The sequence below is a fragment of the Yimella lutea genome, assembly GCF_006715095.1.
Classification (GTDB): domain Bacteria; phylum Actinomycetota; class Actinomycetes; order Actinomycetales; family Dermatophilaceae; genus Yimella; species Yimella lutea.
This window is the reverse complement of sequence record NZ_VFMO01000001.1, coordinates 2880292-2892587: the sequence shown is the minus strand read 5'-3', so window position 1 is coordinate 2892587 and position 12296 is coordinate 2880292. Positions and strand designations below refer to the sequence as shown.

12 protein-coding genes and 1 riboswitch are annotated in these 12296 nt (G+C 67.3%); of the genes, 6 read left to right on the top strand and 6 right to left on the bottom strand.

The window, feature by feature from the left end; translation table 11 throughout:
- Window positions 1-24 precede the first annotated feature (24 nt).
- Window positions 25-1053: an LGFP repeat-containing protein gene (locus FB459_RS13905; protein WP_141928919.1), complete on the bottom strand. Its 1029-nt coding sequence runs from the start codon at window positions 1051-1053 to the stop codon at window positions 25-27.
- A 257-nt stretch (window positions 1054-1310) separates the two neighbouring features.
- Here FB459_RS13905 and pyrH point away from each other — a divergent pair, with 257 nt between their 5' ends.
- The 5 genes from pyrH to FB459_RS13880 all read left to right on the top strand — a co-directional run bounded on the left by pyrH (window position 1311) and on the right by FB459_RS13880 (window position 5362).
- Window positions 1311-2042, top strand: coding sequence for a UMP kinase (gene pyrH, locus FB459_RS13900; protein ID WP_129625541.1), 732 nt, complete (start codon window positions 1311-1313; stop codon window positions 2040-2042).
- Window positions 2043-2099: 57 nt separating this feature from the next.
- On the top strand, window positions 2100-2666 hold the full coding sequence (gene frr, locus FB459_RS13895; protein ID WP_129625542.1) for a ribosome recycling factor: 567 nt from the start codon (window positions 2100-2102) through the stop codon (window positions 2664-2666).
- A 19-nt stretch (window positions 2667-2685) separates the two neighbouring features.
- Window positions 2686-3609 carry a phosphatidate cytidylyltransferase gene (locus FB459_RS13890; RefSeq protein WP_141928918.1) on the top strand — a complete coding sequence of 308 codons (924 nt, stop codon included), beginning with the start codon at window positions 2686-2688 and terminating at the stop codon, window positions 3607-3609.
- 3 nt (window positions 3610-3612) lie between these two features.
- A complete protein-coding gene (gene rlmN, locus FB459_RS13885) occupies window positions 3613-4779 on the top strand; it encodes a dual-specificity RNA methyltransferase RlmN (protein ID WP_129625544.1) in 1167 nt (388 codons plus the stop codon).
- Between the two features lie 79 nt (window positions 4780-4858).
- Window positions 4859-5362, top strand: a complete 504-nt coding sequence (locus FB459_RS13880) for a mycothiol transferase (protein ID WP_141928917.1) — start codon at window positions 4859-4861, stop codon at window positions 5360-5362.
- On the opposite strand, the gene FB459_RS13875 is transcribed toward FB459_RS13880, so the two are convergent.
- Window positions 5338-6456 carry an LOG family protein gene (locus tag FB459_RS13875; RefSeq protein ID WP_129625546.1) on the bottom strand — a complete coding sequence of 373 codons (1119 nt, stop codon included), beginning with the start codon at window positions 6454-6456 and terminating at the stop codon, window positions 5338-5340. The two genes, FB459_RS13880 and FB459_RS13875, sit on opposite strands and share 25 nt — an antisense overlap.
- A 113-nt stretch (window positions 6457-6569) precedes the next feature.
- On the opposite strand from FB459_RS13875, the gene FB459_RS13870 reads away from it, so the two are divergent.
- A complete protein-coding gene (locus FB459_RS13870; protein ID WP_141928916.1) occupies window positions 6570-7745 on the top strand; it encodes an AAA family ATPase in 1176 nt (391 codons plus the stop codon).
- Here FB459_RS13870 and FB459_RS13865 read toward each other — a convergent pair.
- The 4 genes from FB459_RS13865 to thiC all read right to left on the bottom strand — a co-directional run bounded on the left by FB459_RS13865 (window position 7711) and on the right by thiC (window position 12170).
- The gene (locus tag FB459_RS13865; RefSeq protein WP_141928915.1) at window positions 7711-8385 is read right to left on the bottom strand and encodes a thiamine phosphate synthase; all 675 of its coding nucleotides are present in this window, start codon (window positions 8383-8385) and stop codon (window positions 7711-7713) included. The two genes, FB459_RS13870 and FB459_RS13865, sit on opposite strands and share 35 nt — an antisense overlap.
- Complete coding sequence (gene thiM / locus FB459_RS13860) at window positions 8370-9032, bottom strand: hydroxyethylthiazole kinase (protein WP_246092457.1); 663 nt, start codon at window positions 9030-9032, stop codon at window positions 8370-8372. Before thiM ends, FB459_RS13865 begins: the two co-directional genes overlap by 16 nt.
- A 118-nt stretch (window positions 9033-9150) precedes the next feature.
- Window positions 9151-10473 carry an MFS transporter gene (locus FB459_RS13855; protein ID WP_211345200.1) on the bottom strand — a complete coding sequence of 441 codons (1323 nt, stop codon included), beginning with the start codon at window positions 10471-10473 and terminating at the stop codon, window positions 9151-9153.
- Entirely contained in the window at window positions 10470-12170 is a 1701-nt protein-coding gene (thiC, locus tag FB459_RS13850; protein WP_141928914.1) for a phosphomethylpyrimidine synthase ThiC, read from the bottom strand. The genes FB459_RS13855 and thiC overlap by 4 nt, the downstream gene beginning before the upstream one ends.
- A riboswitch (TPP riboswitch) is annotated at window positions 12168-12277 on the bottom strand. Its footprint overlaps the gene before it by 3 nt.
- Window positions 12278-12296: the final 19 nt, after the last annotated feature.

Below are 12296 nucleotides of genomic sequence, written 5' to 3'. Positions count from 1 at the left end.
GTTCGTGCGGAACCGTGGCCGAGGTCAGCGGGCGACCTTGGTGGTGACGCGGGTCGGGCTGATCTTCAGGATGGCCTTCTCGAAGGTCTGGGTTGTGCCCGTGGAGTTCGTCACTGTCGCACCGACGGGGAACCCGACGGCGGCCTCGGCCCCGTACTTCACGAACGTCGACTGCATCGCCGGCATCACGGCGTGGGACCTGGTCTTGGACGACCAGTAGATCCATCCTCGCTGGAAGCCCTGAGTCAAGCCATTGGTTCCGGTGGGGGACACCGCGGCCCGCTTCGGCAACATTGTGGGCAGGCCGTAGGTTGCCAAGCCGCCCCCGGCAGCCCAGTAGCGGTAGTTGTCACCCCAGACGGCGAACGTGCCGCGGCTGTACTTCACGGCGATCCCGTTGGAGAACGGCACGTACCGCACACCGGATGCGTAATCGGTCTCTGCGGCCAGGGGACCGCCGAGGGATCCATTGACCCCACCGAGCTTGGTCCACAACGTCAGGATGGTGCCGTACGGGCGTGCTGCCTCGTTGATGTACTTCTGCGCGGTGGCCTGCGCCTGGTCGTACCGGTAGGGGTACCCGGAACGTTCGACGGCTTGCGCCAGTTGACCCGCGGTGGAGTACCGGCTCTCGAGGGGGAGTGCGACATTGATGAACTTGTTCACCTGGTACGTCACGTCGCGCAGTTGCTCGTAGGTGCCCCACCCCATGCTCGGACGCATCTGGAAGATGCCGATGGAATCGCGGTCACCGCAGTTGAGGTTGTTGAGCCAGGACTCGACCCAGCCCGCCTCGAACATCGCGAGCATCACCTTCGCGGAGATCTTCCGGTTCTGCCCGATCTCGTACATCTTGCGAGTCACGTTGATGTCACGACCCGACGGGTAGGTGCTGCAGGCGGCCTTGGAGATTCCGGGGCTCCGCAGGCCGGTCGTCGGCGAGTAGGCGCCGACCTTGTCGTCCGTGGCAGCTGCGGATGCGGCGAAGGGGAGCAGGAGGGCGGCGGCCAGGAATGTTGACAAGCTGGCGCGGCGACGGAAGAGGACAGTCATCGGCGGGGGCTCCGGTGGCTTCGGGGGACGGGATCCTGGATGTGAATCGTGCGACACGCCGTGACAGTCGTTGACCAAAGTGGCTCTTGTGACTAAGGGACGGCTGGTACAGAGTGCCAGCCGTCCGCGCGGAAGGCAACCGTGGACGGAGCAGCGTTGCGAATGTGGAAGTATTTGTCGACCGCATCGTCAGGGACGGTCGCAGGATCTCCTCCGGGGGAACTCACCGACGCCCAGTCACGAACTCGGAGGCACGCATGACCGAACCCGCCATCAGCCGGACCTACAACCGAGTGCTGTTGAAGCTCTCCGGTGAAGTATTCGGAGGCGGGAGCATCGGCCTCGACCCGGACGTCGTCAAGGGCATTGCCGCTCAGATGGCGCAGGCCAACCGCGCCGGCGTCCAGATCGCCGTCGTCATCGGAGGAGGCAACTTCTTCCGTGGCGCCGAACTGCAGCAGCGCGGCATGGACCGGGTACGTGCCGACTACATGGGCATGCTCGGCATCGTGATGAATTGCCTTGCCCTGCAGGACTTCCTGGAGAAGGAAGGCATCGAGACTCGCGTCCAGACCGCCATCACCATGGGTCAGGTCGCCGAGTCGTACATCCCGCGTCGCGCGATCCGCCACATGGAGAAGGGCCGCTTGGTCATCTTCGGCGCCGGAATGGGCATGCCGTTCTTCTCGACCGACACGGTCGCGGTCCAGCGCGCCCTGGAGAGCCGCTGCGACGCCGTCCTGATCGCCAAGAACGGCGTCGAGGGCGTCATGACCGCCGACCCGAAGAAGGACCCGAGCGCCACCCTCATCGACGAGGTCACCTACCAGGAGGCGATGGAGCGCGAGTTGCGGGTCATCGACCAGACCGCGTTCGCGCTCGGTGCCGAGAACAAGTTGCCGATGGTCGTCTTCGGGATGGAGGGCGAGGGCAACATCACCCGAGCCCTGCAAGGTGAGAGGATCGGGACGTTGGTGGTTCCGGCCTGACCGGACCACATCTGAGCATTGTCAGAACGACTTTCCGTACGAAGGAGCACGCGCGCGATGGACGGCAGTATCGAAGAGAGCCTGTTCGAGGCCGAGGAGAAGATGGACAAGGCCGTCGAGGTGGCCAAGGAGGACTTTTCCGCCATCCGCACCGGCCGGGCGAACGCCGCGATGTTCAACAAGCTCACCGTCGACTACTACGGTGCGCCGACCCCGCTGCAGCAGCTGGCGTCGTTCCAGACACCCGAGGCACGCACCATCCTCGTCCAGCCCTTCGACAAGGGCTCGATGGCCGCGATCGAGAAGGCGCTGCGCGAGTCCGACCTCGGCGTCAACCCCAGCAATGACGGAAACGTCATCCGCATCGTCCTGCCGCAGCTGACCGAGGAACGCCGCCGCGATTACATCAAGATCGCGCGCGACAAGGCCGAGCACGCCCGCGTCTCGGTGCGCAGCGTCCGCCGCAAGGCCAAGGAAGAGATGGATCGTCTGGTCAAGGACGGCGACATCGGTGAGGACGAGGGCAGCCGCGGCGAGAAGGACCTCGAAGCACTGACCAAGAAGCACGTCGACGTCATCGACGATCTGCTGAAGCGCAAGGAAGCCGAACTGCTGGAGGTCTGATCGACCTCCGCGTCCGCTCATGAACGACACCGCACCGCAGCGTCTGCCGCAGCCCGACCAGGCTGCGGCGACGTCGGTCACCCGTCGCTCGGCGCGTGCCGGCCGGGGCGCCACGGTGGCTCACAACCCGACCCCGAAGGCCGGACGCAATCTCTACGCCGCGATCGGTGTGGGGCTCGGCCTGGCGGCGCTCGTCCTGGTGTCGTTGTTCGTTCGAAAGGAAGCCTTCGTCGTTCTGGCGACCGCCGCGGCGGTCGTCGGCACCAGGGAACTGCTGCGCGCAATGGCGCACGGCAACATCCACCCGCCAGCGGTCCCGACGCTTGCCGGCGCGGCGATCATCCCGCCGGTCGCGTACGCGTTCGGTCCGCAGGCTCTCGCAGCCGCAGTGGCGCTGACCTTCGTCGGGATTCTGGTCTGGCGCTCGATCGGGCGGGTGCGTGACAGCGCCGCCGATGTCGCGGGCGGCATCTTCACCACCTTGTACGTACCGACTCTCATCTCGTTCGCGATCCTGCTCGTCCACCCGGCCGACGGACCGCAACGCATTGTCGTGTTCATCCTGACCACTGTCTGCTCCGACATCGGTGGGTACGCGGTCGGGGTGGTGTTCGGCAAGCACCCGATGGCACCGACGGTGTCTCCCAAGAAGTCCTGGGAAGGGTTCGCAGGATCGTTCGCGTCCTGCGTCCTGGCCGGTTCGCTCGCCGTCCACTTCCTGCTCGATGGACGTTGGTGGATCGGCGCGCTGATGGGTTGTTGCCTGGTGGTCGCCGCCACCATAGGCGACCTGTGCGAGTCGATGATCAAGCGAGACCTCGGCATCAAGGACATGAGCAATCTCATCCCCGGTCACGGCGGTCTGATGGACCGTCTCGACTCCCTGGTGATCGCAGCACCCGTCACCTGGGCCATCCTCACTCCCTTCGTAGCGGTGAACTGAAACATGTCAACTGATCTGCCCACCCCCTCGACCCGCAAGCCGGTACCGGGGCAACTCACCTTTACCGCGCCCCGGCGCGGCAAGCCGCCGGTGCACCTGGCCGATCTCGACGAGGCCGGCCGCAAACAAGCGGTCGAAGCATTGGGGCACAAGGGTTTTCGTGCCAAGCAGCTCTCGACGCACTACTTCGAGCACCTGGTCACCGACCCGGAGCAGATGACCGACCTGCCCAAGGGCGGGCGCGACGAGCTCGTGTCGGCGATGCTCCCGCAGCTGCTCACGCCGGTGCGTTCGCTCGAAGCGGACAACGGCCGCACGATCAAGCAGGTCTTCCGGCTCTTCGACGGAGCACTCGTCGAGTCGGTCATCATGCGTTACCCGGGTCGCGTCACGATGTGCATCTCCAGCCAGGCCGGCTGTGGCATGAACTGCCCGTTCTGCGCCACCGGCCAGGAGGGGCTCACCCGCAACCTCACCACCGCCGAGATCGTGGAGCAGGTCGTCGCCGGTGCGCGCTACCTGCGCAGCGGACAGCTTGCCGGCGGCAACAGCGAGGACCGCGAAGCCCCGTTGCGCGTTTCCAACGTCGTCTTCATGGGTATGGGGGAGGCGCTGGCCAACTACCGGCAGGCGGTGAACGCGATCCGCCGCCTCACCGAGGCGCCGCCGTCCGGTCTCGGCATGAGTGCGCGCGGCCTGACGATGTCGACGGTCGGCCTGGTGCCCGCCATCGACAAACTGGCGGCCGAAGGCATCCCGGTCACCCTGGCGCTGAGTCTGCATGCCCCTGACGACGAACTGCGCAACGAACTCGTCCCGATCAACACGCGCTGGTCGGTGGACGAGGCGCTCGACGCCGCGTACCGCTACTACCAGACCACCGGTCGGCGGGTCTCGATCGAGTACGCGCTGATCAAGGACATCAATGATCACGCCTGGCGGGCCGACCTGCTGGGAGAAAAGCTGAACGCCCGCGGCAAGGGTTGGGTGCACGTCAACCCCATCCCGCTCAACCCCACGCCCGGTTCGAAGTGGACGGCATCCCGCAAGGGGGTCGAGCAGCAGTTCGTCGAGCGACTGCGTGCGCACGGTATCCCGACCACGGTGCGCGACACCCGCGGCTCCGACATCGACGGAGCCTGCGGACAGCTGGCGGCCTCGACCGCCTGAGCCGTACGGACGGGCACGGACGGGCACGGACGGGCACGGACGGGCACGGACGGGCACGGATGCCGCTAGCGTGGGCGTCATGTTGCCCCAGGATCTGCTCATCGACGGCATCGGACGCAGCCAGGAGGTCGCGCACGGTCTCGTGGATGAACTCGACGCCGCGTCGCTCAACCGTCGTCCCACGGACGAAGCGAACTCGATCACCTGGCTGGTCTGGCACCTGGCCCGTCAGCAGGATGTTCAGATCGCCGACCTCGCCGGCGCCGAACAGGTGTGGACCCGCGACGGTTGGGCGCAGCGGTTCGGTCTCGATCTGCCGGACGAGTCGATGGGGTACGGGCACACTGCGGCCGACGCCGCGAAGGTGCGGGTCGACGACCCGGCACTGCTGACCGGCTACCTGGATGCGGCCGTCGAGACGACGTGCGCTTACCTGCGTGACCTGGACGAGTCGAGCTGGGACGACGTCGTCGACGAAGACTGGGACCCGCCGGTGACCCGTGCGTCCCGCCTGGTCAGCATCGTCGACGATGCTGCTCAGCACGCGGGCCAGGCCGCCTACGTCCGGGGACTCCTGGCCTGATCCAGCAGGATCGCCTGCGCTTCGTCGATGGTGTCGACGAGGTGGAGTGAGTCGCCCAGGGGCGACTTCGCGCCCAGTGCCTGCAGGGCGGGCCAGACCGGGATGGTCCGGGTCCACTGCTCGCGGCCGACCAGGACGAGGGGCGGGCCGGGCTCGGTGCCGTAGTAGAGCCGCGTCGTCACCTGGAAGATCTCCTGAACGGTGCCCGCTGCTCCCGCGAGCACGACGATGCCGGCGTTGCAGATCGCAAGGAGGATGTCCTCGCGCAACGCGTTGCTGAAGTACTTCGCGATCGCCGAGCCGAACAGGTTCGGCGGCTCGTGCCCGTAGAACCACGTCGGGACGCCGAGCGAGCGGTGGGTGTCGGTCGGCACGTGACGCTCGCGCACCTTCCACGCTGTCGACGCCCACCCGTCGATACTTTGTGCGAAGTCCGGTTCGTCGGCGAGGTCGATCAGCGCTTGTTGCAGTTCTTTCGAATCACCGAGCAGCGCACCGAGATTCGCGGCCTCCATGGCTCCGGGTCCGCCGCCGGTCACCACCGTGACCCCGGCGTCCGCGAGCCGGGCCCCGAGTCGCGCGGCATCCTCGAACTCAGGAGTCCCACGGCGCAGCGCGTGCCCACCCATCACGCCGACCACGTGACGTCCGTGCACCCACTCCTGCAACGCGTCGGTGATGCCGTCGTCGTGCATGGCGCGTTGCAGCGTGGCGTACGCGTCGTGAGCGGAGCGGGCGTCGCGGCTCCAGTGGTAGGCGCGAGCATCCGGTGTGTTCTCGTAACCGCGGGCAAGCAGGCCCTCGTACAACTCGGTGTAGTCGTACAGCGCAGGCCGGAAGGACGAGACGGGCAGCGACGGATCGTCGTGGAAGATGACAGCGCCGTGCCTGCGCAGATGCTCTTCCAGTTTCGGACCGATCACCCCACCGAGTACGACGACGCCTTCGAAGTCGTTGCGGCGCAGCAGATCTGACTCGCGCGTGGTCAGGTCGAGACCTTGCAAGCGGGCGTGGTGGAAGTGTCCGACAGGTTGCTCGAGCAGCCTGTCGAGCGCGGGGAGCGTTTCGACTTCGTGCGGGTTCACGTCGTCCATCCTGCGTGATCGAGCCCGCTCGGAGGTTGTTCCGCGCACGGCACGCCGGGATTCTGGGGCGGCTGCCCCAGGGGCTGAGCCAGAATGTCGGTATCGGCCAATAGCCTGCCGACATGATCTCCACCGTCGCGGTCGCCGGCTATCGCTCGCTGCGTGACATCGCCCTACCGCTGTCGCGGCTGACCGTCGTGACCGGCGGTAACGGCTCCGGTAAGAGTTCGCTGTATCGCGCCCTGCGTCTGCTGGCCGACTGCGGCACGGGTGATGTGGTGGGCTCACTTGCCCGGGAAGGGGGTCTGCAGTCGGCGCTGTGGGCCGGCCCGGCCACCCTCACCGCCGCGCGCCGGGGTGCACCGGTCGAGGGTCTGATGCGCAACGGCAAGCGAGTCAGTCTGCAACTCGGTTGCGCCACAGACGATTACGGTTACCTCGTCGATCTCGGCATTCCGCAACAGTCAGGATCATTCTTCGATCGCGACCCGGAGATCAAGCGTGAGGCCGTGTTCTCCGGGCCGGTCATGCGTCCGGCGACGACGGTCGTCCGGCGCCGCTGGCACACGGTCGAGCAGCGCGACGGACGGGTGTGGGCCGAGGTCGGTCAACTGCCGACCTACCGCTCGATGCTGACCGAGTTCGCCGATCCACGTCGGCATTTCGAGCTCGCCGCGCTGCGCGCCCAACTGCGCACCTGGCGCTTCTACGACGGCTTCCGCTCGGACGCCGACGCCCCGGCCCGAGCACCGCAGGTCGGCACGCGCACCCGGGTGCTGGCCGGCGACGGCCACGACCTCGCGGCAACCGTGGCAACGACGCTCGAGGCGGGATTCGAGGACCTGCCTCGAGCCGTCGCCGACGCCTTCGACGACAGCACCATCGACGTCGAGGTCAACGACGGACTCTTCCGGTTGGTGCTGCAGCAACCCGGGATGCTGCGTCCGATGCGGGCCGGCGAACTGTCCGACGGCACTTTGCGATTTCTGCTCTGGGCGGCCGCGCTCACGAGCGTCGATCGGCCTTCGCTCATGGTGCTCAACGAGCCCGAAACCTCTCTGCATCCCTCGCTGATCCCAGCCCTGGGACGGTTGATCCGAGCCACGAGCCGGCACACTCAGGTCATCGTCGTCACCCACAGCGACCTGCTCCTCAAGGAACTCGATCCGACGCCGTTCGAGCCGGACGAACCGGTCGAGGAACGCCTGCTCATCGAGCTCTACAAGGACTTCGGTGAAACGTTGGTGCGCGGGTTCGGCCTGCTCAGTACACCGGCCTGGGAGTGGGGCAGCCGCTGAGCACGTCGCGCACCACGGCGGCCGGGTCGTCCGCGTCCATGATCGAGCGCACCAGCGCCACGCCGGCAACTCCAGCGCCCATGAGGGCCGGCACATCGGCCGGTGTGATGTCACCGATCGCAACGACCGGCAGCGAGGTCGCCGCCACGATCGGCGGATAGCCCTCGACGCCCAGCGGGTCACGGCCGGAGTCCTTGGTCGGGGTCCGCCGGAAGGGTCCGGCACCGATGTAGTCGATCCACTCCTGCTGCTGCTGCGCCCACCGGGCGAGTTCGACGGTGCCGGTCGTCAGTCCGATGACGGCCTCGTCGCCGAGCATGGCCCGGGCCGCTTCGGCGGGTAGATCGTCCGTACCGAGGTGCACCCCGTGCACCGGCGCGCCGTGCAGGCGGGCGGCGTGCGCCACATCCGTGCGGTCGTCCACGAGAACCCTCGTCGCCGGCGCAACTGCGTGCACGGCGTCGGCCACCGCGATGGTGAGGTCGAGCAGTTGCCTGGTCGTGGCCTGTTTTGCCCGCACCTGCACGACGCCTGCTCCTGCTGCTGCGGCGTCCGCAGCAATCTCGACCGTGCGACGCGAGGTGCCCGACGTCACCAGGTAGCACCGCAGATCCAGGGACGTGCTCAGCCGCTGCACCATCGGGTGCTCACCTCCAGATGAGCTGGTCCGATCCGGTCGAGAGCGTCCAGCAGCTCCACCTTGAAGCTGCCGGGGCCGGCGCTCTTGCGGGCGGCGTCCTCGGCGGCGGAGCTCATCAGGGCGACAGCGGTGAGGGCCGCATCGAGGGGGGTTGCCACCGTGATGAACGCCGTGACCAGCGCGCTCAGCAGGCAACCGGTTCCGGTCACCTGGGTGAGGCGTGCGTCGCCGCCGGTCGATCCGATGACCCGGTGCCCGTCGGTGATGACGTCCAACTCGCCGGACACGACCACGACACACCTTGCGTCGTGTGCCAATCGGGCCGCATCGTCGATGACGGCCCGGGAGGAGCACGTGGTGTCGGCGCCACGAGCGCCACCGTCCGCCCCGGCCAACGCGCGGATTTCGGACGCGTTGCCTCGGATCGCTCCCGGATGGTGGCGAACAAGGTTGCGCGCCAGGGGAGTTCGCACCGGAGTCGGTCCGACGACCGCAGGGTCGAGTACCCATGGACGGCCGCCGTCACGGGCAGCTGCGACCGTCGGCAGGATCGCTGCCGCGGTCTCCTCGCCCAGAGCAGCGAGGTTCACCAACAGCGCGTCCGCGCCCCGGACGAGGGTGGGTGCCTCGCCGATCGTGGCGGTCATCAGTGGACGGGCACCGGCGGCGAGCAAACCATCGGCGACGAACGGCGCGGATACGGCTCAGGTGAGGCAGTGGACCAACGGGGCCTTCACTCTCATTGCGTCCAGGATCGATGCAACATCAGGAGTGTGCATGGGAGGTCTCCTTCGCAGCAGGGTGAAGGTCGAGTTGTCGGACGTCGTCGCGCGGCCCCAGGTGCCCGCAGGAAGCCACGAGCAGACCGGCGAGCACCAGCAGAGCCACGACTGCCGTCCGATGACCGATCGCGTGCTGCAGTTGCGGCAACCAGAAGGGATGCAGCGCGGGGACGATGATCGACAGGCTGTAGGCCGTGCCGTAACCGGTCGACCTGATGGCTGCCGGAAAGCCTTCGGCGAGATAGGCGCCGACGGGTCCGTAGCCGCAGACCGTGATGACCTGCAACAGACACGCGAGGGCCATCGCGCGCCCGATCTGGGAGGTGCCGACCAGCTCGAGCCAGACCAGCGGTCCACTCACCGCCGCCAGCAGACCCCACAGGACGAAGAACCGTCTGCGGCCCACCAGGGTCGACAGGTGACCGGTGCACGCCATGATCATCGCCTGGGCGACGGCGGCCGCGCCCATGGTCCAGGCCGCGGTCGTGGTGTCCAGGCCGACGCTGCGACGCAGCTCGTCCGGCAACGCGATCACGACCAGGTTGGTCATGATCCACAGGCCGGTCATCAGCCCGAACAGTTGCCAGAACGAGCGGCGGTGCTGTCCGGTGAACAAGTCCCGCAACCCGATTCGTGAGCTTGCGGCCGCTGTTGCGCGGTCGGCGACCTGGCGTCGGTAGAAGTGCAGCAGAGTCAGGGAGGCAACGCCGCCGGCGACGAAGGGTACCCGCCAACCCCAGGTTTCGTAGGCGCCGGGATCAAGCAGCGACAGCAGCGCCCAGGTGGTGAAGGCGATCGTCGCCTGCGCCCACGGTGCCATCGACATGATCAGCCCTGAGTAGAGACCGCGCAGGCGCGGACGCGACCATTCCATCGCCAGCGGGATGGCGGCCGAGTACTCACCGGCGATGAACACGCCACCCAGGAAGCGCATCGCCAGGATCCACCAGATCGCCGCCGCGCCGATGACCTCATGGGTGGGGGTCACCGCGATACCGAGGGTGCACGTGGCGGTTCCACCGATCGCCACGGTCGCGGTTCGGGTACGTCCGAACCGGTCGCTGAGCCGGCCGAAGACGACGCCACCCACGGGTCGTCCCAGCAGCATCGCCATCACGACGATCGTCGCGCCGGCAGTGCCACCGTGCGGGCCGGTGATGGCCGGAAGGGCAGGGGCCAGCGCGACGAGGGGCAGGAAGATGTGGACCTGATCCACGAAATTGCCGGCCACTCCGCCCCGCAGGGCGGCGCGGCCCTGCGGGGAGAGGGTGTCGGTGTGTTCGCGGTCGGTGGCCGCTGCGCTCACTGGGCCGCGTCGACGTAGACGCTGGCGCCGAGCTCGATGAACTCGCGCGACTTCTCCCGCATCCCAGCCATTGCCGACTTGTGTTGATCCCGGATGTCCTGGCTGATCCGCATCGAGCAGAACTTCGGTCCGCACATCGAGCAGAAGTGCGCCGTCTTGGCGCCTTCGGCCGGCAGCGTCTGGTCATGGAAGGCGATCGCTGTGTCGGGGTCGAGCGAGAGCGCGAACTGGTCGTGCCAGCGGAACTCGAAGCGTGCCTTCGACAAGGCGTCGTCGCGCACGCGCGCTCCGGGGTGTCCCTTGGCGACATCGGCCGCGTGCGCCGCGATCTTGTAGGTGATGACCCCGGTCTTCACGTCATCTCGGTTGGGCAAGCCCAGGTGCTCCTTGGGGGTGACGTAGCACAGCATCGCCGTGCCGTGCTGGGCGATGACTGCGGCACCGATCGCGGAGGTGATGTGGTCGTACCCCGGCGCGATGTCGGTGACCAGCGGACCGAGCGTGTAGAACGGCGCTCCGTGGCACCAGTCCTGTTGCAGTTCAACGTTTTCCGGCACGAGGTGCAGGGGCACGTGTCCCGGGCCCTCGACCATCACCTGCACGTCGTACTCCCAGGCGCGCTCGGTGAGTTCGGCCAGGGTGCGCAGTTCGGAAAACTGGGCCTCGTCGTTCGCATCGGCGACCGATCCGGGACGCAGTCCGTCGCCGAGGCTGAATGCGATGTCGTACTGGGCGAAGATCTCGCACAGCTCGTCGAAGTGGGTGTAGAGGAACGACTCCTCGTGGTGTGCCAGGCACCAGCCGGCCATGATCGACCCGCCACGACTGACGATTCCGGTCACGCGTTCGGCGGTGAGCGGGACGTACCGCAGGAGCACCCCGGCGTGGATCGTCATGTAGTCGACCCCCTGTTCGGCCTGCTCGATCACGGTGTCGCGGAAGATCTCCCAGGTGAGGGCCTCGGCGCGCCCGTCGACCTTCTCCAGGGCCTGGTAGATCGGCACCGTGCCGATCGGCACGGGGGAGTTGCGGACGATCCACTCGCGGGTGGTGTGGATGTCGTCGCCGGTCGACAGGTCCATGACCGTGTCGGCGCCCCAGCGCGTCGCCCCGCTGAGCTTGGAGACCTCTTCCTCGATGGAGGAGGTGACCGCCGAGTTGCCGATGTTCGCGTTCACCTTGGTGAGGAACCGGCGGCCGATGATCATCGGCTCCGACTCCGGATGATTGATGTTGGACGGGATGATCGCGCGACCCGCCGCCAACTCCTCGCGAACGACTGAGACGTCGACGTTCTCGCGCAGCGCGACGTAGCGCATCTCGGCCGTCACTTTGCCCTGACGCGCGTAGTGCATCTGGGTGACGGTGCGACCAGGCTTGGCGCGCAACGGATTTCGTCGCTCACCGCGCCATTCGTCGGAAGCTTTGCCGCGACGGACGGCGGAGCGTCCGTCGTCCTGCAGGGTGCGTTCGCGACCCTCGTAGGTCTCGACATCGTCGCGGCTTTGGATCCAGCCGGAACGAGTGGCGGGTAGGCCGACGGCAGGATCGCTGCCGGGGCCCGCGGTGCGGTAGACATGCACATCGGGATTCGTTGTGCCGTCGGGGGATTCGTCGAGGCTGATCGCGGTGACGGGCACGCAGATGTCGCCGTCGACGAGGTGGTGGAGGCGGTGCTTGGGATGAATCTCGGACATCGAGATCTCCTCACTTCCTTCGCCGGAATGACCCGGGCAGGTTCGGACGGTCCGAGCGGCGTCAGCTCGATCTCAGCCCTCTGCCGAGGGCTCCCGTGTGGGTGTCGCCACCGTAACCCATGTCAC